At 45.6% G+C, this 26,490-nt stretch carries 25 protein-coding genes; 9 read left to right on the forward strand and 16 right to left on the reverse strand.

All coding sequences use genetic code 11. The features are described from left to right. Window positions 1-177 precede the first annotated feature (177 nt). Together HCJ96_RS00340 and HCJ96_RS00345 are read left to right on the forward strand one after the other, a co-directional pair. Entirely contained in the window at window positions 178-1,815 is a 1,638-nt protein-coding gene (locus HCJ96_RS00340) for a response regulator (protein WP_169209047.1), read from the forward strand. Further along, on the forward strand, window positions 1,778-2,077 hold the full coding sequence (locus tag HCJ96_RS00345) for a hypothetical protein (RefSeq protein ID WP_246261030.1): 300 nt from the start codon (window positions 1,778-1,780) through the stop codon (window positions 2,075-2,077). Before HCJ96_RS00340 ends, HCJ96_RS00345 begins: the two co-directional genes overlap by 38 nt. 68 nt (window positions 2,078-2,145) lie before the next feature. Here HCJ96_RS00345 and HCJ96_RS00350 read toward each other — a convergent pair whose 3' ends face one another. Then, a complete protein-coding gene (locus HCJ96_RS00350; RefSeq protein ID WP_246261031.1) occupies window positions 2,146-3,099 on the reverse strand; it encodes a DMT family transporter in 954 nt (317 codons plus the stop codon). A 7-nt stretch (window positions 3,100-3,106) separates the two neighbouring features. Continuing rightward, entirely contained in the window at window positions 3,107-3,949 is an 843-nt protein-coding gene (locus HCJ96_RS00355) for a DUF6279 family lipoprotein (RefSeq protein ID WP_169209048.1), read from the reverse strand. 139 nt (window positions 3,950-4,088) lie between these two features. On the opposite strand from HCJ96_RS00355, the gene HCJ96_RS00360 reads away from it, so the two are divergent. Next, window positions 4,089-5,087 (forward strand): ATP-dependent 6-phosphofructokinase, encoded by a 999-nt coding sequence (locus HCJ96_RS00360; RefSeq protein ID WP_169209049.1) that lies wholly within the window; start codon window positions 4,089-4,091, stop codon window positions 5,085-5,087. Between the two features lie 13 nt (window positions 5,088-5,100). Here HCJ96_RS00360 and HCJ96_RS00365 read toward each other — a convergent pair whose 3' ends face one another. The 4 genes from HCJ96_RS00365 to HCJ96_RS00380 all read right to left on the reverse strand — a co-directional run bounded on the left by HCJ96_RS00365 (window position 5,101) and on the right by HCJ96_RS00380 (window position 8,329). Further along, complete coding sequence (locus HCJ96_RS00365; RefSeq protein WP_169209050.1) at window positions 5,101-5,934, reverse strand: LytR/AlgR family response regulator transcription factor; 834 nt, start codon at window positions 5,932-5,934, stop codon at window positions 5,101-5,103. Further along, window positions 5,931-7,004, reverse strand: coding sequence for a histidine kinase (locus HCJ96_RS00370; protein WP_169209051.1), 1,074 nt, complete (start codon window positions 7,002-7,004; stop codon window positions 5,931-5,933). Before HCJ96_RS00370 ends, HCJ96_RS00365 begins: the two co-directional genes overlap by 4 nt. 116 nt (window positions 7,005-7,120) lie before the next feature. After that, complete coding sequence (locus tag HCJ96_RS00375; RefSeq protein ID WP_169209052.1) at window positions 7,121-7,582, reverse strand: Mpo1 family 2-hydroxy fatty acid dioxygenase; 462 nt, start codon at window positions 7,580-7,582, stop codon at window positions 7,121-7,123. 60 nt (window positions 7,583-7,642) lie between these two features. Continuing rightward, a complete protein-coding gene (locus tag HCJ96_RS00380) occupies window positions 7,643-8,329 on the reverse strand; it encodes a PilZ domain-containing protein (protein WP_169209053.1) in 687 nt (228 codons plus the stop codon). 82 nt (window positions 8,330-8,411) lie between these two features. On the opposite strand from HCJ96_RS00380, the gene HCJ96_RS00385 reads away from it, so the two are divergent. Continuing rightward, a complete protein-coding gene (locus HCJ96_RS00385; protein WP_246261033.1) occupies window positions 8,412-10,235 on the forward strand; it encodes a M61 family metallopeptidase in 1,824 nt (607 codons plus the stop codon). Here the strand turns inward: HCJ96_RS00385 and HCJ96_RS00390 are convergent. From HCJ96_RS00390 to yejK, 3 genes are all read right to left on the reverse strand, one after another. Then, window positions 10,232-11,011, reverse strand: a complete 780-nt coding sequence (locus HCJ96_RS00390) for a M23 family metallopeptidase (protein ID WP_246261035.1) — start codon at window positions 11,009-11,011, stop codon at window positions 10,232-10,234. The two genes, HCJ96_RS00385 and HCJ96_RS00390, sit on opposite strands and share 4 nt — an antisense overlap. Window positions 11,012-11,039: 28 nt before the next feature. Beyond that, on the reverse strand, window positions 11,040-11,915 hold the full coding sequence (locus tag HCJ96_RS00395; protein ID WP_169209055.1) for a 6-carboxytetrahydropterin synthase: 876 nt from the start codon (window positions 11,913-11,915) through the stop codon (window positions 11,040-11,042). Window positions 11,916-12,000: 85 nt separating this feature from the next. Continuing rightward, window positions 12,001-13,059, reverse strand: coding sequence for a nucleoid-associated protein YejK (gene yejK, locus HCJ96_RS00400; RefSeq protein WP_169209056.1), 1,059 nt, complete (start codon window positions 13,057-13,059; stop codon window positions 12,001-12,003). A 160-nt stretch (window positions 13,060-13,219) separates the two neighbouring features. Here yejK and HCJ96_RS00405 point away from each other — a divergent pair, with 160 nt between their 5' ends. Together HCJ96_RS00405 and HCJ96_RS00410 are read left to right on the forward strand one after the other, a co-directional pair. Further along, on the forward strand, window positions 13,220-13,435 hold the full coding sequence (locus HCJ96_RS00405; RefSeq protein WP_169209057.1) for a YejL family protein: 216 nt from the start codon (window positions 13,220-13,222) through the stop codon (window positions 13,433-13,435). Between the two features lie 11 nt (window positions 13,436-13,446). After that, a complete protein-coding gene (locus HCJ96_RS00410; protein ID WP_169209058.1) occupies window positions 13,447-14,976 on the forward strand; it encodes a DUF3413 domain-containing protein in 1,530 nt (509 codons plus the stop codon). On the opposite strand, the gene gmhB is transcribed toward HCJ96_RS00410, so the two are convergent. From gmhB to HCJ96_RS00440, 6 genes are all read right to left on the reverse strand, one after another. Further along, window positions 14,970-15,521: a D-glycero-beta-D-manno-heptose 1,7-bisphosphate 7-phosphatase gene (gene gmhB / locus HCJ96_RS00415; protein WP_211162642.1), complete on the reverse strand. Its 552-nt coding sequence runs from the start codon at window positions 15,519-15,521 to the stop codon at window positions 14,970-14,972. The genes HCJ96_RS00410 and gmhB overlap by 7 nt on opposite strands. Continuing rightward, complete coding sequence (locus HCJ96_RS00420) at window positions 15,511-16,368, reverse strand: putative RNA methyltransferase (protein WP_169209059.1); 858 nt, start codon at window positions 16,366-16,368, stop codon at window positions 15,511-15,513. The genes gmhB and HCJ96_RS00420 overlap by 11 nt, the downstream gene beginning before the upstream one ends. 84 nt (window positions 16,369-16,452) lie before the next feature. Further along, window positions 16,453-17,340, reverse strand: coding sequence for a 3-hydroxyisobutyrate dehydrogenase (gene mmsB, locus HCJ96_RS00425; RefSeq protein WP_169209060.1), 888 nt, complete (start codon window positions 17,338-17,340; stop codon window positions 16,453-16,455). 1 nt (window position 17,341) lies between these two features. Further along, on the reverse strand, window positions 17,342-18,481 hold the full coding sequence (locus tag HCJ96_RS00430; RefSeq protein WP_246261037.1) for an enoyl-CoA hydratase/isomerase family protein: 1,140 nt from the start codon (window positions 18,479-18,481) through the stop codon (window positions 17,342-17,344). A 12-nt stretch (window positions 18,482-18,493) separates the two neighbouring features. After that, window positions 18,494-19,648: an acyl-CoA dehydrogenase family protein gene (locus tag HCJ96_RS00435; RefSeq protein ID WP_169209061.1), complete on the reverse strand. Its 1,155-nt coding sequence runs from the start codon at window positions 19,646-19,648 to the stop codon at window positions 18,494-18,496. A gap of 12 nt (window positions 19,649-19,660) precedes the next feature. Then, the gene (locus HCJ96_RS00440; RefSeq protein ID WP_169209062.1) at window positions 19,661-21,151 is read right to left on the reverse strand and encodes a CoA-acylating methylmalonate-semialdehyde dehydrogenase; all 1,491 of its coding nucleotides are present in this window, start codon (window positions 21,149-21,151) and stop codon (window positions 19,661-19,663) included. Window positions 21,152-21,333: 182 nt separating this feature from the next. Here HCJ96_RS00440 and HCJ96_RS00445 point away from each other — a divergent pair, with 182 nt between their 5' ends. From HCJ96_RS00445 to HCJ96_RS00455, 3 genes are all read left to right on the forward strand, one after another. Next, complete coding sequence (locus HCJ96_RS00445) at window positions 21,334-23,058, forward strand: response regulator (protein ID WP_246261039.1); 1,725 nt, start codon at window positions 21,334-21,336, stop codon at window positions 23,056-23,058. Between the two features lie 145 nt (window positions 23,059-23,203). Beyond that, window positions 23,204-24,151 (forward strand): transposase, encoded by a 948-nt coding sequence (locus HCJ96_RS00450; RefSeq protein ID WP_169209063.1) that lies wholly within the window; start codon window positions 23,204-23,206, stop codon window positions 24,149-24,151. Between the two features lie 448 nt (window positions 24,152-24,599). Next, complete coding sequence (locus HCJ96_RS00455; protein ID WP_169209064.1) at window positions 24,600-25,526, forward strand: hypothetical protein; 927 nt, start codon at window positions 24,600-24,602, stop codon at window positions 25,524-25,526. 85 nt (window positions 25,527-25,611) lie between these two features. On the opposite strand, the gene HCJ96_RS00460 is transcribed toward HCJ96_RS00455, so the two are convergent. Next, entirely contained in the window at window positions 25,612-26,481 is an 870-nt protein-coding gene (locus tag HCJ96_RS00460; protein WP_169209065.1) for an NAD(P)-dependent oxidoreductase, read from the reverse strand. Window positions 26,482-26,490: the final 9 nt, after the last annotated feature.

Below are 26,490 nucleotides of genomic sequence, written 5' to 3' on the forward strand. Positions count from 1 at the left end.
TACCCTGATCACCAAACCTTTATTAGCTATCGGTCCAAACCAAAATTTCTTAATCAACTTTTGTATTAATCAAGCTGGTAATCAGTACCCTTCACTCTATATACTTGCCGGGTCTGTTTTATTATTTAACGCTTATTCTTAGCTGCAATGTATCTGATAAGAGGTAGTAACTAGCCGATGGATTGTAAGGACAAACAGGTACTTATCGTTGAGGATCAACGCCCATTCCTGCTTTTGTTGCGCGGTTTACTTAATACCATGGGGGCAACAGAAGTAGATACCAAAGGTTCTGCGGAGCTGGCTATTTCGCTATGCAAAAAAAGAAAATACGACATTGTTATCGTAGACTTGCATCTAGGCGCAGATCGTAAAAATGGCTATGAATTTATTGAAGAGTTAAGAATAAGAAAGCTGGTTAAACCCTCTGCCATTTTTTTATTGATAAGCGCAGACAGCGCGCGGCCGGTAGTACTGGGTTCACTTGAGCGTCGTCCCGATGATTATTTGATAAAGCCTTTTTCTCAATCCCAGTTAAAGACGAGAATTTCACGAGCATGGAATAAACGGCAGTTTTTATTGCCGGTTCACGCTGCGATGATAGAGCAGGACTGGCAAACGGCGATAGATCATTGCAAAGCAAAAATGGCGATGCCCTCACCTTTTCAGCGGTTCTGTTTGCAACTGTTGATTGAAATATATTGGAAAAGTGGCGTACCAGAAAACGCACTAGCGTTGTTATTAAAGCAACAAAAAGAAAAGTCGGCGTTGTGGTCGCAAATTGCATTGTCAAGAACCTACTTACAGATGGAGAAGTACCAGAAGGCCATAGAGACAGCACAGCTTATTTTGCAGTCAAATCGTTTCAATGCAGAGGCCTATGACATTCTTGCCGAGTCACAAAATAAACTGGAAAAAGGTGAAGAAGCCCTTTCTGCAATAAAGTACGCAATCAAGTTGTCGCCCTACTCATTACAACGCCATTTTACCTCCTGTGCCATTGCCAGAGAAAACCAGGATTTTGATTTAGCACAGGAATCGTCGCTGTCGATTTGGCAGCTTTCAAAACGAACAATTCATCAGGACATCGCCTATTGGTGCAGCTATATTCGCAGTATTTTAGATGCGGCTGAACATGCTGAAGACAAAAAAACGAAGAATCGATGCCAGCAGGAAGCGTTGCTGGTTTTACAGCGAGGCAAAAACGACGAGGTCGTGCAGCGCTTGAAAGGCGAGTTTGATCTGGAAGTTTATGAACAGGTGGTTCAGGCTCGCATGTGCACGCTGGATGGGAAGATGATGGATGCAAAACGCAACCTTGCCCAATCCCAGGTCACTATTGAAGAAAATTACGAGGCCTACCCTATATCCTATGCGCCTGACAGTCTTAAGGTAATGTATGACCTGGGCGAGTACGATGATGCGCTAGCATTGATAGAGATAATGAAAGATCAGGGTGTTGAGCTTGACCCGAATACTATGCATTTAATGGCGACAGAGTCAGCGCGCAGTGAAGAAAAGCAAAAATTATACTTACAGTTTAATCAAGAGGGTATTCAGTTGTATCAGGAGGGCAAATACGAGCAAGCGAAAGACGCTTTTTCCCTGGCTCAGCAGTATGCGCCGGTAAATTCCGGGGTAGCACTTAACCTCTTGCAATGCATACTGAAAATTTTAGCTAAATTCGATAAACCTGATGCTGCATTGGTAAGAGAATGTCGCAGGGTCTATAAGTTAATAGAGGATGTTCCTTTAAGAAAACAACATCAGGAAAAATTCGATGAGCTTAAGGATGATTTATTTACGTATATTAGCTGATGCTAAAAATCATTGGCATGGGTCCGCTGTGCTGACTACGACCCTTATAGTGCTGATCACAGGTTGCAGTAGTAAGCCGGTCTGTGAAGACGTAGTAGAGGTAAACCGCCAACACCAGCAGTGCGCACGCCTGGCAAAGGTTATGAACAATCCTAATTTTCCTCAGCAGGCGTTAACCGCCAGAAAAAGATTCACTGAAGAGTGCGAGGATCTCAGATACCAGCGCGATGATTACGACACCATTTGCAAGAATGAAAATTAAATAACGCTGAACTTACACTAAACGTTGTCCTCGCAAATAAACCCTTTGTTGCGTTGATCGGCCGCAGCTTACTTAATTGCACCGCCGCGAATTTGTTCTGCGATAATCGGCGTTCTCTTACCCAGTGCGGTCAACATGGAACCGGCAATCACCATCGCGCCGCCAGCGTAAGCCAGCCAGCCTAACTCAGCCTGAATGAACATATCAGGTGCAATTGACTCAGCCACTAACATGCTTAAATATGTAAATAGCGGGGTCAGTGCAAGGATAGCGCTCACTCGGGACGCGTACCACACTCTCAGAGCCTCAGTGAAAGCGCCGTAAGCCACCACGGTGTTCACGCAACAAAATAACAACGCCCCAGCTTGCAATAGATTAAGATTGGTAAGCAGACTCAAGTCACTTAATGGGAAAAGAATGGCGGTACCAATTAAATAGATCAGTAAAGTGAGTTGCATTGCGCTCATGGAGCGCATCAATTTCTTTTGGCAAAGCGCGTAAATCGCCCAGGTCAGTGCAGCCAACAAGACAATGACAATCCCTATTGCATCTTCAGATTCTGACGTCATTATCTGGGGCAGTCGCTGATTAAAGAACAACAAAAGACCGGCAACCAGCAGCACACTGCCGAAGAACTGTATCCGGTTGAACGTCTCTTTATACAGATAGATGCCGCCAATCATCAATGCAAACGGCGCGACCTGCATCAACACTTGTACACTTGACGGACTCAGGTACTTAAGTCCGATGACATTGGCGACATAATTGATAACCAGCATCACCGTGGCCCCTATTGTAAGCCAGATGACCAGACGACTGTAGCTGCCAATTTTTGGTAATTTATGGCGACGGTAAAGTATTAAACCCACTACAATCGCTGCGAATAAAAAGCGATATAAGGTGATTGTTTTACTGTCCATTACCTGTAAACACATTACCAAAAATACAGGCAGCACGCCCCATAATATCGCAGTTACAAATGCTAACAGCAGCCCTTTTATAGGATGTAAATCGTGGTCCAAGGTAGGTTCAATTCATCAGATCTTCAAGGTCGTCGATAATATCCTGAATTTCGTTTAAAAGCTTTTTCTTTTGTCTGGGGCTTAGAGATTGCCCGATTCGCTCAATGAACTGGGCGTAAAGTGCATTGTTTTTTTCCCTGTTCACTTGGTAACGGTTGCTTCGAAAGTCATCCGGATTGTTCATCAGGCGAATGAGATCCGCTTTAAAGTTCTCGTTCGTGGGGCGGGTTACAAATAGGCGTCGGGAAGCTTGTTGAATAGCCCGTCGGTAAGCAATCCAGTCGGCATGGGTTGAAGTGAACTGTGGTGCGAATTCTGCCACAATACGTTTCTGTGCTGATGATAAATCACCGATACGCTCTTCCAGATCTTCAGTCAGCCCTTCGATTCTTTTTTCCAGCTTTTCCTGTTCAGACTTTTCAAGATACTCTGCTAACTCTTCATCTTCTTCTTTATTATCCTTTTCCAGCGCAGCGAAAAACTGTATGAGCTGTTCATCGGTGACTTCAGTAGCCAATTCAGCAATTTGTGGCGTGATTTTCTCACGGACACTTATCCAATGGCCGCGGGCTTGTTGCAGGTTTGCAGAGACTACTTGCTGAGTCAGATTATCGTTCTGCACATCTGCTTTGAGCGCCTTCAATTGCTTTATGTAGCTTGCCAGCTCTTCCTCACGATGCCACTTGATCCATGAAGCTAAATAACCATCGAACTGCGCTTCCTGAGCATCATTTAATTCGATGTAGTCATCCAGATACCAGTAAATCAACCAATCTATGTTGTTATATGCCAACTTCGATGAACACGCTGAAAGCAAACATATCAAAAGCACACACGCAATTTTTTTCATACCTATCCTTAACTTCACTCCGTAAAGCAACTTCATACGTATCAACTTGGCAGATGGTTAGGCTTCTGCCATGCTGTAGGGGAAAAAAAGAGTTTACCTTTTCTGTTCGTTCAATAACATTTTCAAAAGGTTACTATTTGTGACAAAAAAAGTAGCAGTGCTTACATCAGGTGGAGATGCACCCGGTATGAATGCTTGTATACGGGCAATTGTATTGGCGTGCGAGCGCGCGGATTACGCCATTATCGGCTATCAGCATGGATATAATGGTTTACTTAATCAAGAATACTGTCTGCTGAATAACAATCAGGTTCATAATCTTATTCAACGTGGCGGTACCGTACTCCATAGTGCTCGCTGTCACGAATTTAAAACTGACGAAGGGGCAAAAAAAGCGGCTGAGAACCTGGATGAACTGGACATTGATACATTAATTGTGATTGGTGGCGATGGTTCTTTCAAAGGGGCAGATCATCTCAGTGCATTTTGGTCAGGACAGGTACTGGGGTTACCCGGCACGATTGACAATGATATTGGTGGTACTGACGCTACCATCGGTTTTTATACTGCTATCGAAACCGCTGTCACATCAATCGATAAAGTCAGGGACACCGCCGATGCCTTTGAGCGCATATTTTTAGTTGAAGTAATGGGCAGACATGCAGGCTTTCTGGCGCTGCACGCGGCTCTGGCCTCATCAGCTGACTACGTCATCTTACCCGAGCTATTTGAAAAACCTGACGTCACCCTTGAATGCATCACTGAACAGTTGAACGAGCGCAGAAAACAAAGTGATCATATCAGCTATATTATTGTGCTGGCAGAAAAACTCTGGCCAGGCGGAATAGATAATCTGGCTAAAGCGTTGACCGAAAAGACCCAATCTGAGGTTAGACCGGTAATTTTGGGACATGTACAGCGGGGAGGCTCACCCGTAAGTGAAGACCGAATTCTTGCCACAAAGCTAGGCGCTTATGCCGTCAGCCTGGTTACTAAAAACGTTTCAGGAGTGATGATTGGCGAGCGCGCAGGTCAAATTGTCGAAGTACCGTTAAAGTTGACTTGGGAAGAATCAAAACCACTTGATAAACAGATGGTTACTACAATGAAAACGCTAATGAATGAGCGTTACGCGTAACGCCTTTCAAGCGCTACGTCTTCATTGCCGCTTTCACTTTGTCTCTGTGCGAGCGACTCACCTTTAATTCTGTATCATTTTGCAAAATGAGATGGTATTCGCCGCTAATATGACTGACCAGTTTTTTAACGTACCTTATATTTGCTATTGCGGAGCGGTGAACACGCACAAATATTCTCGGATTAAGTTCCTGCTCCAGTTCTTTCATTGTCTTACGCATGATATGCATGCCATCTAACGCATGAACACACATATAGTCGCCTGCAGCGTCAATCCACTGAATGTCGTTCACCGCGACGCGGGTCACTTCAGAACCATCTTTTATTGCCAGAATATCAGGATAAGGATCGGTTTCAATGGGTTCACCTTTGGCAAGTTTACGCAGAATCTCTTCGCAATCATCGCCGGTCAGCTCAGCCACCAGATTGACCAGCTTTTGTGACTGCGTATCTTGATATTGATTTTCGAAATACTCACGAACCTTACCCAGTGCCGATGACAGGCGCTCATTGTCGGCGGGTTTAAGCAGATAATCCAACGCATGCACATCAAACGCTTTTATCGCATAACTGTCGTACGCCGTAACAAAAACAATTACGGGAATGGGCTGTTTCAATTCCTTGAGTTTTTGAATTACCTGAAAGCCATTTAAGCCAGGCATCTGAATATCCAAAAACACCAAATCGGGACGTAGCTGACTGATTTTACTAACCGCATCAACGCCGTTCTGACATTCAGCCACGACCTCAATATCACTGTGGCTATCTAAACGCGTACGTAAACCTCGACGCGCCAACGGCTCATCATCAACCACAATTGTTTTTATAATTTTAGTTTGTGTGTTCATACATCGTTAACCTCGTAAGGAATGCGAATTCGCACGCGTACGCCTTTAGGCTTATTATGCTCAATCGAAAAAGCAAAGTTTCTATGATAAAGTGACTGCAACCTGTCGCGAATATTTGCCAGCCCTACGCCATTCTCTCGGGTTAACTGGCCGTTCTGAATATCTGCACCTGGTCCGTTATCTGCAACATCCATTAACAAGTCATTGCCAAAGCTTCGCGCCGTAATGTCAATTCGGCCGCCCTCTTCCATTCGCGAAATGGCATGCTTTATGGCATTTTCAATTATAGGTTGTAAAATCATGCTGGGAACTAACGCTGCCTCACAATTCTGTTCAATATCCCATCCCACATCAAGACGATCATCGAAACGCACCTTTTCAATCTCCAGATATAGACGCAGCGCCTTTATCTCCTGCCCCAGGGGAACGCGCTTGATGGGATCATTATCTAAAGAATAGCGTAAAAAGTCGCTAAGCCGTGAAACCATTGTTTCTGCCGAATCATTTTCTTTTAACAGGATCAGCGTTGATATGGCGTTTAACGTATTAAACAAAAAATGCGGGTTGAGCTGATAGCGCAACATTTTGATATGCGCCTGATGCGCCATGGTGGTCGCTTTAAGGGCGTTCTGTTTTTCCTTTTGCAGCATCTGGAAGTTTTTGATGCCAAAATAAACACCACTCCAGCATCCAATCATAATCAGAGAGTTGATGGTGTTAGTAAAATACATATACCACTCTTCCGGCCGGTATCCGTGCTTGTAAATCTCCCAGTAATTGACGTTTTTTACCACCGCCCATATCAGAGCAACAACATAGCAGGCAACGATTACTATCAGGATCATCTTGAGCGGCGATTGTCTTCGCGCCCACCTGAAGATGTAACGCAGCGGGATGGTCAGCAGCCAGCCGGCGTAAGCATTTAAAAGAATGACAAACATCCAGATGGATCTGACATCATGTAAAAACGAACCGATATAATAGACGATGGCAAAGCCAGTCCATCCGGCACAATGAAGTACCCAGAATAAGCGTTCGTTACTGTCGAAAAGGCGGTGCCAACGGCTCACAAAACTACCGAAATATATAAACTTATAAAAATATTATAATGAATTTAAACGTGAAATTCGCGAGCTTGGTCGTAGCCCTAGGGCGTCTGGTCGCACTTTTAGTTTCAATTGCAACACTAGTAACCAATGTGCATTCGTTTCAGCCAATGCGTCCACCACCATGCTGGCCCGATTAAAAGAAAACGTAAATCTTCTAAAAAAGAAGGCTTTTTACCCTCAATTTTGTGACCCACGAATTGCAGAATCCACATAACAACAAATAGCGCTAAACAAAACTGCCATACAGAAATCTGGTAATACTCAAGTAATTTTATACCACCAAAGGATGCCAGCGTTAATAAGGTCATTGCGGCACCAATGGGTCCAGACAATTTAAAATAATAATACAGTACAGGAATAATGATGAGGTGCGCCCAGTTAATTGCAAATTGTGCCAACCAGTCCGGTCTGGGAATTGACCAAATCAACCCGATAGTCACAAAAAATATGCTGGGTACAGCAATAGCGTGAATCGCCACGTTAGTTTTATTTTGATGGCTTTCATTGTAACGGCTCAACAACCTTTCAATCTGCCGCATCGTATTCTCCTTGCAAACACCTGATGTTAAAATACTGTTAACAAGTAGAGAGTTTACTTATTACTGCTCGATGAGTATATGTTTTTCTAGCAATTTATGGACGGTAGCCTGGTTCTCAGCGAACCTGATGCCGTAATAGTGATGCTCCCGGTCTGAGTTTTTATTCTTCACTTTGCCTACAATCGAGACAGGTTTGCCGGCAGCTTCGTATTGCAAGGTGATACCTTCTTCTTGATCAAACACCGGATAATCAGGATGGATCGCTAGCGCCACGCGGCAACCTTTACTTGATACATCAACGATTATGCCGTGAATTTTGGTGTCAGCGGACTGTTCTGAGGTTTCCACGCTTACGGCAATACCTGGCTGAGCACGCTTTTCTTCTCTTAAACCGAATGTTTGCAATGATTTTGGAAACGTAGTGATCAGGATGCCAAATGGTTTTGTTATTAACTTTATCACTTTGACCCTAAAAGCAATAACATGCCCTACTCCGCCTTCTAGAACGTAACGTACGACTATGCTATTGCCGGGCGTAAGTAAATCGCGGGTGAATTTCCAGTTCGGTGAATTCGGCACCTGAAAAAGAATACCGTGAGGCGCATCCATACCTATATATTGTGTTTTCACCCGTTTGGGAGAAGTGGGTGTCGCTATTTGTAAATCCACCAGTGTGCTTGGCTTTAATGCATGCAGCCATTCAATATCATCACTTGATAAAGCATCGTAATTACGCTTCAAACCCATGAGTAATCGTAATAGTTTTTAAGATGTCTTTATCTAAGCACAAATTCCTGCGGCTGACAAAGTCAACTGAGTGTAGCATCATATGGCAATTCTAAGTATTGAGCGTTTTCTTATGACATCAGCCATTCCCGCAATTCAGTTTACATTGAAAGTTGCATCAATCAGCCAGCACCTTTTTCATATTCACATGCGCATTCCAGCATTGGATCAGGCTTCGGTGGTTGTCTCCCTGCCCGCCTGGATTCCCGGCAGTTATATGATTCGGGATTTTGCCCGTCACATTGTTGAAATAACCGCATGGGATGAACACAACGGCCAGCTGAGCCTTTCAAAAACAGATAAACAAACCTGGAGCATTGATAATCCTGACCGGGGAGTGGTCTACGTACAATATCAAGTATTTGCATTTGACCTATCGGTGCGTTCTGCTTTTATCAACGATGAATATGCGTTTTGCAATGGTACCAGCGTCTTTTTGCAGGTTGAGCAAGCGCAATCATGTGAGTATCAACTTAACGTTGATATGGAAGGTCTGCCTGAAAATTGGCGCTTACACACGTCTATGCCACCATTGCATGAAAGTCAGAAGAATCATTTTGCATGTGAAAGTTATCTGGACTTCATAGACCATCCCATCTTTATTGGGCGCTGTCAGACGCAAACCTTCTCGGTAGGCAAGGTAGACTTTACCCTGTTACTCAGTGGCGATTATTTAATTGATATAAAACGCATTTGTGATGACTTAACGCCTATCTGCTTACATCATCTGAATCTTTTCGATGATGAACCGCCTGTTTCCAGTTATCTGTTTATCACCTTGCTCAGCGACAAAGGCTATGGAGGTCTCGAGCACCTCAATTCAACCGCGTTGCTTTTCCCACGTTTCGATCTCCCGCTGATGGGTGAAGCGAAACAAAGGACGGATAGCTATATCAATTTTTTAAGTCTATGCAGTCACGAGTTCTTCCACACTTGGAATGTGAAACGAATTAAGCCTGAAGTGTTGGTAAAGCCCAATCTTTACTGTGAAGTTTATACCAATCAACTTTGGATGTATGAGGGCTTTACCAGCTATTACGACGAGTTGGCTGTTGCGCGAGCAGGTATTATTACTCCGCAAAAATATTTGGAGATGCTGGGTGAAAACCTGACACGGGTAATGCAGGGTAACGGACGAACCCGACAAAGCGTCGCTGAATCAAGCTTTGATGCGTGGACACGATTTTATAAACAAGATGCCAGCTCGGTAAATCATATCGTTTCTTATTATGTAAAGGGGGGCTTAATCGCTTTGGCTCTGGATTTACTTATCAGAGAACAATCTGATCACCAGCACAGTTTAGATAGCCTGATGCGGATATTGTGGCAGCAGTTCGGTAAACGAAATTTGGGCACCCTGGATAATTCGGTAGTACAGTTATGCAAAGAGCATTTCCAGGTCGATGTCAGCGACTTTGTAGAACAAGTTGTCCATGGCACACAGGATGTTCCGTTTGACCAGCTACTGCACGTAGCTGGCTTATCGCTTCATCAGCGTACGAGAACACATAAAGATGACAAAGGTGGTAGCCCTACTGAAAAGCCAACTCACACCAGAGAGTTGGGGATGATCGTTAAAAATACTGAGGTTGGGGTCATCATCCAGCAGGTCAAAGACAACCTGGCCGCCGACCAGGCGGGTCTGCAAATAAACGATCGTATCATTGCCCTGGATGGCTATGAGGTGAACGAAAATTTACTGCAGCGACTGGTAGAGGTAAGTCAGGAAGATTCACTGCCAATAACCATCATAAGGGACGGTCGACTGCTCACTCGTTCGTTCCCAGTTGTCAGTGCAGAGAAAAACCTCTTTTATCTAAAAATTGAAAACGAGTCGCAGTTTGCAGCCTGGCTAGGTGATATTTAATTTCTGCGCGGCACCAATAAGGCCGGATCAAGGCGCATTTTACCTAAATTGATGCGCCAATCCAGATGAGGCCCGGTTGAACGACCGGTTGAGCCGATGGTGCCGATTTGACGCCCCTGCTCGATCAACTCGCCTACTTTGACCTGCATCTCATTCAGATGCAAAAAAGTAGAAAAAACGCCCATGCCGTGGTCCAGAATGATGGTGTTGCCTGAATAATAGAGATCGTCCGCCAGCGTGACGTACCCCTGAGCAGGTGCAACCACTGGTGTCCCCTTAGGACTCCCTACATCGACACCATAATGTGGCCAGCGTGGCTCGCCGTTTAATATTCGCTGGCTTCCATAAACCCCGGTGATCGGGCCCTCGGCAGGCCAGATAAAGCGAGTAAACACGGCGTCGTAATCACGCACCTTGGCGCGGGCTTGGGACACTTTAGCGCTATCATTTTGAATACGTTCGGTAACTTCTGGCGGCGGCGTGACCATTTTAGGTTCGATCCCGTCGATACGCTGTATATCGTATTCTCTGCTGGTGACGGAAAGGCGTTTTTCAAACCGCTGCCCTTGCTCATCTGTCCAGGTTAGCACGTGGGCCGGCTCTGCTTCTCTGGCAAATCCAATCACAAACTTTCCTTGGGGATTAACCTTAACCGGCTTTCCGTTCAATGTCACTGTGGAACCCGGCGCAACCTGTCCTCTTATCAGGCTTCCCTGGGTCAATTCACCGTTAAGCATCAGGCCTTCGTCATCCTCACTCGCCTGAGCTTTACCCATACTTAATATTAATATGAAAAAAAGGAATTTAATCTGCAACCATCGCACCTTTACCGACTCCTTCGTAGGCAATAACTTTAATTTTGCTATCGGGCAAACGCTGTTTTTGTTGTTCATAAATAAACTGAGCCAGGCATTCGACTGTGGAATCTGTAGTAATGACTTCGCAGGCAGATTTATGCATGATCAGCTCAAAATAGCCCTGAGACGACTCATACGCAAAACACCAGTAGTCGCTGGCATTGTCAATTTGTCCGGTTATTTTTCTCGAGGAAATGTCCACCAGGTCTTCTTCTGTAGCAATATAAATATCTGCCCAGCGTTCAGCCCAATTTTTCTGACTTTGCTGGTCCACTTTATCGTTGCTAAAGAGATCAATTCTTGAGCGATGCCCATGCGCGATACGTTGGCAGTTGCCGTCGTGTTTTTTCAAACCATGCGTATAATGGTAATAAGGAACGTCGATTATTTCAGTGCGCAAATTTAACGTGATGTTATCTACATTATCGGGCAGATGGGTCGCGATAATTTCTTTCAAATAGTCACCAACAGATGCCATGGTTACCGTATCACTATAAATAAACGCATAAGCTTCCGCAGGGCAACGCAGCATTATCTGGCGCGCATCAGCACATTGAAAGCGAACTTCTACTTCTGATTCATCACCACTGTTAATTACTGTTGTAGCAGAGTGTTCAGCGGGAACCAATAACTTGTGATCGACATATTCATCAATCAGCCGTTTGAGATTCTTTTTAACAATGCCGAAATCCTGAACCATACTCTCTTCGTTCAGCTCGCCATCTAAAATGACATCTACGATCCAGCTTTCCCCCACCATGCCACGCTCGTGGCAGAGGTAAGAAAAATCCATCACGGTAAGGTCATTAACAAATAATTGCATGTTACCCTTATTTAGCTTTTCGCTTAGTGCTAACTACGATTTTAAATCGCATTAGTATACGTGTTTTAACAACTGTTCGCAGGCCTTATTCGGTACCTGACTGCCGACTTAATTGGTCTTTCAGATTCGGCGGAATCCCTTTGATGGTTAATGTGTCGGTACTTGGATTATAAATAATTTTATCGCCGAGAAGTTTGCGTTCAAAACTTAGACTTAACCCGCCACCTTGTCCGGTGAATTTGGCAAGTTGCTTTAATGCCGCCGGATCAGGTTGAAAAGAATCCTCCAGTGGCGCCTCCAAACCTGAACTAAATGCCTTGAAGTTATGCTGCGATGCCTCATCACTGGGCAAACGAGCAGACAACTCTGTAACTGACAGATTTTCACCACTGTCTATTTTTTCCTTAAAATACGATTTAACTTCCTGACGATGTTGTTCCTGCTCCTGTGGTGCCAGATTCTCGCTGGCTAAGTAAGCATCAACCGTGCTGACCAATTGCTTGTTTTGCTGTTTTACGTCGACCAGTTCTTCACAACCGATAAACTGCATGAAAAAATCGGATACCTTTCTGCCCATACGCCCTTTTATAAAAGCGATGTAACGCTGTTGTTCCGGCTGGATCTGCCATTGGGTCATATCGATACGTACGGCCAATTGCATGCGCGCCAAATCCAGGTGCTCTTTTGCGGTTAACTCCAGCGCTTGATTCACCTCAACATGAGAGCGAGTATTAAGCAACGTAATCATCAGATACTGGGTGGCAAGGTATTCATACTGACAAAAAATCAGAAACCCGGTTTCCACTTGTCCTGTATCGGTTAATGCCTGAATCAGTTTGTGCGCTGATTGCAGCGAGAATTGATGAAACTGCTGTTCCAGGTCATCACCGCCAGCCTTCTGTGCTGCGACAAACTCCTGCAAACAAAGATTGAAGGCCATGCTCTGTGCATCGTCTGCATCGTGTTCAACAAAGTGCCCTACCCCTTTGCCCGGTTTGGTATTGAAACTGTGATTGATCTGGTGCGCCAGATGTTCAATTTCAGGCGTGACAGTAAGGCATTTTTCGCGGGGTATTGCCTGTATTTTGCCTTCATCATTCACAACAATACGATGAACAACAAAATGATGAATCAGTGCGCTCATAGAGTAAAATTTGCCCTTTTCTTAAAAATTGTTTGAAAAATACCCGAGGATAAGGGAGTTTAGTGAATGAATGATTGTTATCACTCAAACAACGATTATAATCATTTTATTCAAGAATTTATTCTTTTTATAAAAGAAAACATAAAAAAGAGACAACATAATGCCTCAACAAAGCCGTTATCAGGATAAAGATTTTGAAGCCCTGATGAACAAAGTCATTCTGACACTGGAACAGGAAGATGCCGACCGCGATTTATCGTTAATGGTACTGGGAAACGTGATCACCCATATCATGAATACGCAAGTTCCAGCAGCCAACCGTAAGCAATTCGCTGAGCAATTCACCAATATTCTCAAAAAAAGCATTAACGAGTAACCTGAAGAATTATGATATTAGCTGAATCGCCGAGACGGCAACGCGTCACTAAACTGGTTAGCTGGGGACACTGGTTTGCTTTTGTAAACATCTTTCTGGCATTGATAATTGCTTCGGTGTTTATTTTTTCATCACCGGGACCTGATTCGATCATCGGCACGCTTTATTTGCTGTCAAACTGGTTTGGTCACATTGGCTTTTTGACCTTTGCAGGCTTTGTCATATTCGTTTTGCCGCTATGCTACGTGGCAACCAACCCTAAGATAATCAAATCGTTGGCGTCGGTTATTGCTGCACTTGGTTTGGCACTACTGGCGTTTGATGCGCTGTTGTATAATCGTACTGGCTTTCATTTAAATTTTAGCTCCACCGATTTACTCAGAAGCGAAGCGCAGACACAAATCAGTCAATTCGGTCCTCAGCAATGGGGTTACTTATTGCTACTTTTCGTCATCTGGCTTGGCTTCCAGTTGGTCCTGGCAAATGCGATTTGGAAACGGATAGATCGGTTTCAGCAGCGCAAAATTGGTATGCCAGTCACGGTTTTCTTTGTGGTTTGTTTCGTCAGCAGCCACGTAGTCCACGTATGGGCTGACGCCGCGCTCTATCAACCGATAATAAAACAGGACAATATGTTTCCCTTATCCTACCCTGCTACGGCAAAGACGACCATGTCGCGCTACGGCTTGCTGGATTTAGAAACCTATGAAGAACGCAAGCAATTACAGTTTGCTCCCGACATCCACCAAATCGTTTATCCCACTGAGCCGGTGTATTGTGCAATTGATAACAGCAATACCACCTATCTGATCGTGCAGACGGACAATGGCAGTGAGCTGGACACTAGCGCACTGAATTTAAATAAGTCAGATAAGTATTTTACTAACGCATCGTCACTAGACGCCTTAATCATGTCCACCTTGTTTGGTGTACCAGAAATTTACTTTGAGAGTCTTACTCAGGAGCGTCCGGTGTTAATGGAACTGCCTGAGGCATTAGGAATGCCTGTGGCAATCCATATTGATGAGTCGTTACCCACCAGTATGCTCAATGATTACAAGCAACCCATTGAAAGTTCAGGTGCTGGCTTGCACATCGCATTTCTCCCCGCATCTAAGATAAATGCATTTATAGATGATGAGAAAGTGGACCTGGAAAAAAACCAGCTAATTATCGCCACCGGGTTTGCACAGGGTTCGGGCGTGCAAAGAGGTGCATTGCTGACTAACCTTGATGTCAAAGCTGACGCTATCAGCACAGAAGATTTAGCACCCACTATTTTAAATTCACTGGGTTGTAACGCGCCCAGCCAGTTTTATTCTACCGGTCAGGATTTTACCAACCCCCAACGCAACTGGTTGGTCAGCACGTCTGGTGAGCGGGTAATTGTAATCCATGAAAATCAACGAATTGAAGTGTTGAGTAACGGCAGTTACGAGATCACCAATATTGATAACGGCAATCGTAGCAATGCGTCGCTTAATGTTGATTTGCTAAGTCGGGCGATAAAACAACTAACCCGGTTTTCGCAACCTCACTGAGATATCACTACTGCGGGTTCAATTTCAGTAATAGCACTAAACGTGTGGGTACAGGAAGCAGCGATGGCATTTTGCTTTTTTTCTGTCACCCACAATCGTATTGGCACCCCTGCTGCCCGTGCTGCTTCTAAATCACGTATGCTGTCGCCGATCATCACTGAGCGACTCAGATCAATGTTGTAATCCTGCGCCGCTTTGAGCAATAAGCCTGGTTTAGGCTTTCGACACTCACAATCCGTTAGGTATTCACCTTTGCCATCGGTGGGATGATGAGGGCAAAAATAAACGGGAACAGGTGCAATATCGTGGGCCTGAAAACGCGTATTCATCCACTCACATAACCTTTTGAACGTCTCTTCGCTGTAGTAGCCCCTGCCAATACCCGATTGATTGGTCACTATGATGGGCAGATAACCGGCCTTAGTGAAGCGTTCAATCAGCCTGAATATGCCTTCAACAAACTCGAAATCAGCAATTTTTCCAACGTACCCTTTGTCAATATTTATAATCCCATCACGATCGAGAAACAGTGCTTTATTGTGCATGTTCTGGCTCCTTTGGGTCGGGCAAAGATAACTTCCACAGGGTTAATGCAAAGTCAGCAGTGACGCTTTGCAGCGAATTTTCTATCTGTGCACGCTTGTCCTCTGTCAACTTCCACACATAGGGGGTCATGTTCAGAAGCCCCTGTTTTCTATCTGGGTCGTCAAGTTCAAGCTGGAATGAGACTTGGTGCGTTGAGACTGGTGTGAACTTGCTTGATCCCTGCTCTTGTTGAACATGCTGTTTAGGATTGGAATAGATTTTTTGTTTCAATTCCCATAAATGATTTGGGCCTGGTTCAACCATTATCAAAAGCCCGCGAGGACGTAATATCCTGGCATACTCAATCATTTTACCCGGAGCAAAGACCTGTAACACGACATCTTGCGACGCTGCTGGCAGTGGCAGTTTGAAATTACTCGCCACCGCGAATCGCGCTTGGTTAAAGGCTTTTGCTGCTGCCTCAATGGCGAACTTCGAGATATCGACTCCGGCACTGCATACAGGTATGCCTTTGCCCTTTAACGACATGGCGATATTTTGCAGATAACTGCCCTCTCCGCACCCAGCTTCAAATAAAGATAAGGTATCGTCTTGGTTTAAGCAAATATTGGCGGTAATAAGCTCAGTCAGCTTGTCCATTAAGGGGGTATACCCGCCACTTGCGTGAAACAGTCTTCTGGCTTTTACCATGAGTTTGTTATCGCCAGGCTCAAGTGATTGCTTGTACTGTACGGGTAAAAGATTTAAATAGCCTGATTTGGCCTCATCAAAGCTGTGTCGATTGGTACAGGCCCATGTTTTACCGGTTCTAATCAAGCTTTGTGAGCAGAGTGGACATAACCACATGTGATGCAACTCTTGCAAAAAACAATGCGGGGAATTGTAACAAGTTAACGTGAAAGAAGAAAAGAGAGGGACACGCCCTCTCCATCAGGATTTGCCAAACAATTGAAAGATGCTTGAAAAATCTTTATCGGCGTTCCCTTTATTTTGATGTAACTTATACAAACTTTGTGCGGTGGCAGCCATGGGTGTGGATGACTCACTGTTGGCAGCTGCATTCATTGCCAGAGTGAGGTCTTTGTTCATAAGTTTAACCATGAACCCGCCCTGATAGTCTTTTGACGCAGGTACATTCTCCATCACACCTGGGCAGGGGTTATACTTTTGTAACGTCCAGTTACAGCCCGAGCTTTGGAGCATAATATCCGACACGACTTTCGGGTCCAGGCCATTATCAATTGCCAGTTGCAATGCTTCAGACGTACCCGCCATCAGCACGGCAAGAAGCATGTTGTTGCAAATCTTGGCGACTTGCCCTGCTCCCGTATCGCCTGCATGAAACAGGTTTTTGCCCATACACTGTAAAACAGGCGTTGCTTTGGCAATCGCTTCTTCCTTGCCGCCCATGATAAAGGTAAGCGTACCCGCCTGTGCGCCGGCGGTACCACCGGACACAGGCGCATCGACAAAGAGTCGCCCTGCCGCCGTAACCGCTTCACCGACCCCTCTGGCCGATTCAGCATCAATGGTACTCGAATCAATCAATAGAGTGCCTGGCTGCGTTGCTTCAATTAAGCCCTGCTCTCCCAGATAGAGCGACTTAACGTGCTTAGCGGCGGGCAGCATAGTAATAACAACATTGGCATCTTTAACGGCTTCGATGGCGCTGGCCGCTGCTTTTGCCCCTTTACTTTTAAGTGAGGCAACGGCCTCGGCAACCAGATCAAACACTGTAACCTGCATACCACTCTTAATCAGGTTTTCTGCCATGGGGCCACCCATGTTGCCTAAACCGATGAACGCTATTTTATTCATATTATTCTCCTAACAGCGATAATGGGTGAGTGTCTTGTTTCCAGGGTGACTCGAAAAAGTGTGCAATTAAGGATTCTGGAACCTCTTCTACCGAACTGTAGCGCCAGTTTGGTGTGCCATCTTTGTCGATGAGCAGCGCTCTCACGCCTTCCTGAAACTCGCCCACTTCACCGCAGCGGCAAGACATGATCAGCTCCATTCTAAAACAATCAGCTAAAGATAGTTCCGCGCCACGCTTAATTTGTTCATAAACTAAGTGTGCAGTGATCGGTGAGCCTGCTGACAACGTTTTCTGCGCACGTGATAGCCACTTATCATCACCGCTTTGCATGTGCTTTATGTTTTGCACCACTTCAGCAAGGGAATCAGCGCTGCACAATTCGTCAATCAGGTTCTGTCGACTTTCTACATTCGAATGCGCAATCTCATTCTTTTCAGGCGCAAAGCTGGCGAGCAAGTGGCTCAGTTTTGCAGATACATCGTCTTCACTTAACCAATCATGTGCCAGTATTGCGTCAAGTGCATTTTCCCTTGCAGTGTCGGCGCAGAGAAGATCTGCGAGACCTACAAAGCGGGCGTCAGCAGCATTGATACTGGCTCCAGTCAACCCAAGAAACAAACCGCTTTTGCCGGGTAAGCGCGGAAGAAAGTAACTGCCGCCGACATCCGGATAAAGACCTATGGTAATTTCTGGCATCGCCAGTCTCGAGCTTGGCGTGACAACTCTGTGACTAGCGCCGCAAAGTAGCCCCATACCACCACCCATAACGATTCCACTACCCCATGCGATGATGGGTTTGGAATAAGTGTGAATGGTATAGTCCAATTCATATTCAACGGTAAAAAATTCTTGCAAAAAACCCGGGATCGCATCGGGCGAGGCTTTCATGGCTTGATGCATAGAAACCACATCTCCACCTGCACAGAACGCTTTGTCTCCGACGCCATCAATCATCACCATGACAACATCTTCTCGATTCTGCCAGCTCTTCAGCGCATCTAACATGATCTTAGCCATTTCCAGATCAAGTGCATTGAGTGCTTTGGGCTTATTCAACGTCAAATGTCCCAGGATCTGACCCGATGATGTCTCCCTTTCCTGCACGAGTACCGGGGACTGCATATCCAGGCTTTCTACCATCAACTTTTCTCCTTATCGAATTTCTCTTTCATCGGATATCAAACGACGCCCGATGATGACTCGCATAATTTCGTTGGTGCCTTCAAGAATTTGATGGACACGCACATCACGGACATGACGTTCCAGCGGATATTCTTTAATATAACCATAGCCGCCGTGCAACTGTAATGCTTCGTTGCACACGTTGAAGCCGACGTCGGTGGCAAAGCGTTTCGCCATTGCACAATAGGTAGTTTTATCGGCGTCACCGTGGTCAAGTTTAAATGCCGCCAGACGTACCATCTGGCGGGCTGCTACGAGTTCTGTGGCCATATCTGCCAGTTTGAACTGTAACGCCTGAAACGCAGCGATGGGCTTGCCAAATTGCTCGCGCTCCTGCATGTAGTTTCTCGCTGTATTAAGCGCCTGCTGAGCCGTACCGATAGAGCAGGTTGCGATATTAATACGTCCGCCGTCAAGTCCTTGCATTGCCAATTTAAAGCCCTGGCCTTCCTCGCCTAAACGCCAGCTTTTTTCAAGCTTTACATTGTCAAAAGTGATCATACGGGTGGGCTGCGCATTCCAGCCCATTTTCTCTTCGGCTTTGCCATAACTGATCCCCTCTGCATTAGCTGGAACGGCAAAGGCAGAAACCCCCTTAGGGCCTTCCTCCCCGGTGCGTGCCATCACAACTAATACGTCAGTGCTTCCCGCCCCTGATATGAACACTTTACTGCCATTTAAAACGTACCCGCCGTCCTGCTCTTTAGCGGTCGATTTAAGTGATGCCGCATCGGAACCTGCACCTGGTTCGGTTAAACAGTAAGATGCCAGTTTCTGTCCGGTAACCAGATCATCGCACCACTGGTCTTTTACTTCCTGTTGCCCCCAAGTTGCAATCATCCAGGTTGCCATGTTGTGAATCGTCAGCATGGCGGTGGTCGTGGTGCAGCCCATCGCTAACTCTTCGAAAATAATGGATGAATCTAATCTTGAAAGCCCCAGGCCACCGCTCTCTTCCGGCGTGTACAGGCCACAAAAACCTAGCTCTCCTGCCTTTTGGATGGCTTCAACGGGAAAGTGGTGTTCTCTGTCCCATTGCGCCGCGAACGGCGCCAGTTCCTGTTCGGCGAATTGCTTCGCCGTTTGCGCAAAAGCGATTTGATCTTCTGTTAACTCAAAGTTCATGCAAGTACCTGCTTAATCCAGTGAGATAGTCATGTTCGGGCCACCTGGGATGTCGTCTTCCAGCCAGCGCGAGGTAATAGTTTTAGTTTCTGAGTAGAATCGTATGGCTTGCTTGCCGTACGCGTGCAAGTCGCCATAGAAAGAATTTTTCCAGCCAGTGAAAGAGAAGAATGGCAATGGAACAGGGATTGGGATATTGATACCCACCTGACCTACCGTCACTTCACGCTGATATTTTCTTGCCGCAGGGCCGCTGTTAGTAAAAATAGATGTACCATTGCCATACGGGTTGGCGTTAACCAGCGCAAGCGCATCATCTAATGATTCTGCCCCCATGCACGAAAGTACCGGGCCAAAAATTTCTTCTTTATAAATGTCCATCTCTGCCGTGACATCAGAAAAAACGGTTGGGCCAATCCAATTCCCCTTCTCGTAACCTTTTAAGGTGAAGTCAGAACCGTCGACCAGACATTTTGCGCCTTGCTGTTTACCTTTTTCGATCATACTTAGCACGCGCGCTTTAGCCTGCGGACTGATCAACGGGCCGAATCCGGCGTTTTCATCATCCCACAAGCCAGGCTTGACTTTACTGATACGCTCGGCCAGTTCCGGGATCCACTTTTGTGATTCGCCCACAAACACTGCAACCGAAATAGCCATACAACGTTGACCGGCAGCCCCTACTGACGCTCCCACCAGGTTGTTTAGCACATGCTCTTTATTTGCATCAGGCATAATCACCGTGTGATTCTTGGCCCCAGCAAAACATTGCGCTCGTTTCATGTGCGATGTAGCGGTACGGTAAATATGTTGACCTACCGGCACTGAACCAACGAAGGACACCGCCTTTATTCTTGGATCGGTCAATAATGGTTCAACTTGTTCTTTACCGCCGTGTACCACGTTCAGTACGCCATCTGGTGCGCCGGCTTCTTTAAACAGCTCAGCCAGTTTCATTGGCGTTAAAGGATCCTGTTCAGAGGGTTTTAGTACGAACGTATTCCCGCACGCAATCGCCATCGGGAACATCCACAACGGAATCATTGCAGGAAAGTTAAACGGTGTGATACCGACGCAAACACCCAGTGGTTGAATATAACTGTAAGTATCAATTCCACGGGCAACGTTTTCGACTGTTTCGCCCATCATTAAAGAGGGGACATTCATAGCCTGTTCAACCACTTCGATACCGCGCCAAACGTCGCCTTTCGCGTCGTCAAAAGTTTTACCGGTTTCTGACGCCAGAATTTTAGCGATATCTTCCTGATGCTCTTTGAGCAGCGCCTGATAACGCATCATTATGCGCGCACGCTGGGTCACAGGCACTTCACGCCACGTTTCAAATGCTTTTTCTGCACTGGCAATAGCCGCTTCCATTTCGGCATCGGTGGCCCGTGGCGCTTGCGCGATCACTGAATTGTCGGCCGGATTAGTTACATCGATAAATGAATCACAGGAGGATTGAACAAATTCTCCGTTGATGAGTAAAGGAACCTTTTGCATTGCAACCTCAACATTGTATGGTCTGATAGGTGATACAGTACCTAAAAGTTACCCTTGACGTAAACGTAAACCTTAGATGCTGTATATCATTGCATGTAAATTTAATGTGACAGCGCTGTTATGGTAACAGTTCAGTTGCTAATTATCCTGTTCCCTTTATAGTGAGGGATTACAAATAGTTCATGTCACTTTTTACATCTCGTCACAGTTGCATTCTTGCCGATGTCATAGAGGAAAATGAAATGCTGTATCGATTGGCCATTGTTGAAGATAACGCCACTGCAAGAGGCAATCTGCGTAGTCACATCCTACCGCTTGGTCAATTTGAAATCAGCAGTTTCAGCAATGGGACTGAGCTAAAATCGGCGTTAAAAAAACAAAATTTTGAACTCATCCTGATGGATTTTCATCTCGGCCAAAGCAAAAATGGCGTTGAATGGGTACAGCAACTGAGACAAAGCAGGTATATCAAACCAAGTACAGGTATCATTTTTATTACCTCTGATAGAATGCCTCAGACTATTGGTCAAATCATTGATTTACATCCCGACCTATTGATTATCAAGCCCTATACCATCGCCACTATTACCCGCTCAATTTCCCACTACTTAGACTACCGGGAGTATGCATCGTCGGCGTTGTTTTCACTCGACAATGATGACCCCCGGGATGCGGTGGCCAAATTAACCAGCCTGATGCGAAAGAATTTACCGCCAAAAATTAAATCGGACGTGCAAAAACTGAAAGCACGATTGCTGATTGAAGCGGGACAAGTGAAGCTAGCAAAAAGTTTATACGATACCGTGTTAGAAAAGTCTGACAAAGTGTTGTGGGCGCAGTGGGGAAAAATTAAGTGCCAATATATCAATGGCGATTGGCAACATTGTTCCGAGCAGTTAGAAACAATGATGAATTCGAATTTAGCCAAAGACAAGGCGCTTGAGTGGCTAGCCGGACTTAGTTTTGAGCAGCAAAACTGGGATCGGGCAGAATATTATCTTGAACAAATCAATGTCAGCGACTTGAGTGCTCAGGCGACTAAGCTTAAATCGATTACCTACCAAAAGCAGGACAAGGTGATTGAGGGGATCGACCTGTTGCAGCGAAAACGTGATGTCAATCGCGCTGCGCGAGACAAGTATACCGAATTTACCTTCGAGCTTGCCGCATTTTATTTAAGTATTGCCGAGCACCAACCACACAACAATCGAACGCAAAGTGTGTCGCAAGCTAAGCGACTTGTGGGGGTCGCTGGTCGTAACCAAGGCGACTTGCAGCTGATTCAAAAGCGCGATTTTTTACTTGCTTATTCTGCCTTACTTGAAGGGGATGAGGAAAAAGCACGTCACTACGTTAGTGGGGACAACATGCAGGCTTTCACTCGCACCGATCCCCCTACTCTGCTCACCGCGGCGAAAGTTTTCAGCGGATTAGGCGATAAGGAACAGGCCAAGAATTTAGTTGTCATGGCGCATCAACGAAATCAGAAATTACTTAATATTGCTGAACAAGTGACTAACAGTGATGCGTTGTTTTCGGGTGAGATAGACATGGGTATAGCGGAGGAACGGGCAACCCAACTTAATGAAGAAGGCACCATTCTCTTTGTTGATAAGAAGTATACGAACGCAATGGATAAATTTTATTCAGCAGCACAATTAATGCCCGAGGTTTCAGCCTTTCACCTCAACCTATTGCAATGCATGGTTGAGGCTAAACAGGCAGTTTTCAGGCGTACCAATGTCACTGTGCTGATTAGTTCACTCAAACAGATGAACAAAATGAACGTCGCTAATAAAAAGCGCTTCGAACAAATTCAACATGCGGTGGCGAAAAAAAATGATCTGTTTTCAGCCCCGTCACCAACTACCACCACTTCAACTCAACCCTTCCCCGAGAGCAGCTAAGCGTTTCCTATATTTCTTTTCCAAACTTGGACACTCACCTACATTTTTCACTGGGACACTCACCGAACTACGCCACAGTACAGTATTGTTCCCCGGAGCTTTCTGGCAAAGTTGACTAACGTTTCCCTTTGCTTGCCAATTACTGATGCCTCTTCCAAGAAAAGCGCTGATTTCACTATCTGAAACCACCTATTATCATTGTGTATCTCGTTGTGTGCGTCGAGCTTATTTATGCGGTGAAGACCGATTAACCGGGCAGAGCTTTGAACATCGGCGGCAATGGGTGGAAGAACGGCTACTGTGCCTGGCTTCGATGTTCGCAATTGATGTATGTGCGTATGCAGTCATGAATAATCATACCCACGTTGTTCTGCATGTTAACGTCGAAAAAGCGCTTGGCTGGTCGATTGAAGAAGTTATCAGTCGCTGGCAGAAGCTCCACAAGGGCACCGTGCTGACTCGCCGTTATCTGGATGTGACAGAGCGTAACTTGCTCACCAGTGCCGAGATGGAGGCGGTTCATGCGATTACGCAGGTATACCGGCGACGCCTTTACGATATCAGTTGGTTTATGCGCTTGCTTAATGAGTTTATCGCGAAGCAGGCCAATAAAGAGGATAAATGCACGGGACGTTTCTGGGAGGGGCGTTTTAAATCGCAAGCGTTACTGGATGAAACTGCATTAGCGGCATGCATGGCTTATGTTGATTTAAATCCTGTTCGCGCTAACATTGCCAAAACACCCGAGCACTCCGCCCATACCAGTGTTCAACGGCGTATCAGCGCAGCAAGGCAAAATTGCCAACCAAAAGAACTGATGCCATTTACCGGTTGCCGCGCCCTTCGCCACTCTTCGGGGCTCCCCTTTCGACTTGAGGACTATCTGCAACTGGTGGATGCGAGTAGCCGCAGTTTTCGTTCAGATAAGCGCGGCCGTGTTAACAGCCCCTTACCGATACTGGTGCGTGCAGGGCTGAGCTCGGTAGACTGGCACTGGCTGATTACAGGAATCGAAACTCAATTTTCACACCGCATTGATTTAGTATCAATCAAACATAAACTTGAGCGCATAGCACACTTGAACACTGCCTAGCATCATTCATTCAACCAGCTTTGAACCCCGTTCTTTAACCCAAGCTACAGCATTGGTTTGCGCCGGTGCACGTCAAACTTGACGGGGCCATCCCCTACCCGTTTAGAGCCAGTTCGCAATCAACATTGCATACGCTGCCTTAAGCCCTTAGGCAATGTTCACTGTGGATTAACTTCACGGAATGCCCTCTCTCTGTATTCATGCACGATGTGAGTGTCACGGATGCTACAACTAACTCATCTATTCTTATTGAAAGATCAAGTGAGTGTCTTTGCTTAAAAGAAGGTGAGTGTCCTTGGAAGAAACTTGAAGGAATGGGTGGAATAGGTTGCATTACTTGACTCTGATGCAATCAAGATTATAGTCAAATGATGGCTTTGCAGCGTCTTAATAAATTTAGTTTTGATGTAAATTGAGAAGCACTTTTTATTTTAGAGGGACAGAGGTTATGTTAAGGACGATTTTCTTATTTGTATTATTACTTTCAACAAATCATGCATTTGGTCAGGATGACTGGATTGACACCTCCAAACACGAGGGCCTGAAAACTATTCCAACGGACTATCCATTTAGCGTGTATTCCACCAATAACTCAGTCCAAGATGCAACCGATACATTAAACACGCTACATCAGGCACACCGTTATTTTAACGAACTATTCTCTATCGACTTACCCTTTTCCGTCATGTTGCTGGACAATAGAAATTGGTCCCGTTTCGCGTTTTATCCGCCACCGGGGATGCCACAGGCGTGGCAAGGTAATATCATTCTCGGCGCTGAAAAATCTGCAATTGCGCACCAGGTAAGCCAGGCATTGTCTCAACTACCTGCATCACAGCTCACGCAACTGACACAGGTTTATGGGTCCCCCTTGAATCTGGATCTGTTCTATAGAGATACGCTGTCGGTTCATGAGCTTGCCCATCTGTATCATTTTTACAGTGGCACTAAGCCACAACGCAAGTCGCTACAGGAACTGTTTGCAACATTGGCTATGGTTGCGTTTTTCAAGCAGGCCGATTGTACTTCTTGCTACGAGAGGATGAATGCCTACCCACAGTTTATCCTGCGCGGTGGAGACAGAGACATAGAATTTAAAACGCTGGCTGACTTTGAAGAGAAGTATTTAAATGGTCTTGGCCCACGTAATTATGAATGGTTTCAGATGCATTTTTACCAACATGCTGTACAACTTTTAGAGAGTGAAAATAAAACGTTACTGATAAAATTCAGACACTTTTTGCTCGAAACCGACCTAAGTAAAATTGAGAGAATGTCTGACAATGAATTGATTGAAGCACTGCGCCAAAACATAGGCAGTGATGTCGCAGATATTTTTGAACACTGGCAGTCACCGAAACAAACAGACGTGTAAATCAGCGCGCTGAAAATAATGGGAAAATGGCAGACCTTATTGATAATCTTCCCAATACTTATCAATAAAACTGCCAAACAAAAACTTATTCCGGTTTTGATAGCCGCGTCAACAAACTAGATGTGTCCCAGCGGCTTCCCCCACTTTTTTGCACATCAGCGTAATATTGATCAACTAAAGCGGTAAGTGCGAGGGTGGAACCGTTACGGCGGGCCTCATCTAGTGCAATCGCTAAATCTTTGCGCATCCAGTCCACCGCAAAGCCAAATTCGTATTCTCCCTTTAGCATTGTCTGCGCCCGGTTTTCCATCTGCCAGGATTGCGCAGCTCCTTTGCTGATTACGTTAATCACCTGCTCACAATCCAATCCAGCCTGTTGACCGAAATGCAATGCTTCGGCCAGTCCCTGAACAATGCCGGCAATACAAATCTGGTTCATCATTTTCGCCAGTTGACCACTACCGCACTCGCCCAGCAACTGGCTGTGGCGTGCGTAACACGCCATAATAGGTTCAACTTTTTCAAAATAGTCTCGCTCCCCACCACACATTACGGTTAGCTGGCCATTTTCCGCGCCCGCCTGACCGCCCGACACAGGCGCATCGATAAAACCGATCCCACGCTCTTTGGCTTCCTGATGCAACTGCCGAGCAACTGCGGCTGAAGCAGTAGTATGATCAACCAAAATTGAACCAGCCTGCATAACTGCTAATAATTGTGTTCCCACGGCAATCACATCGGTGTCGTCACCAACACACATGAACACGACATCCTGTTCTCTACCTGCTTCACGCACAGTTGAAGCGCTTTGTCCCTGGTGTCGTGCGCACCATTCGTCTGCCCTGGAAACGGTTCGGTTATAAACTGTTACGCTGTGTCCCGCCGAAGCAAGATGACCCGCCATGGGTGATCCCATTACACCAAGACCAACAAAACTCACTCTAAATGTCTTCATAAAATCTGG

Origin of the sequence: Alteromonas ponticola, assembly GCF_012911815.1 — a bacterium.
Classification (GTDB): domain Bacteria; phylum Pseudomonadota; class Gammaproteobacteria; order Enterobacterales; family Alteromonadaceae; genus Alteromonas; species Alteromonas ponticola.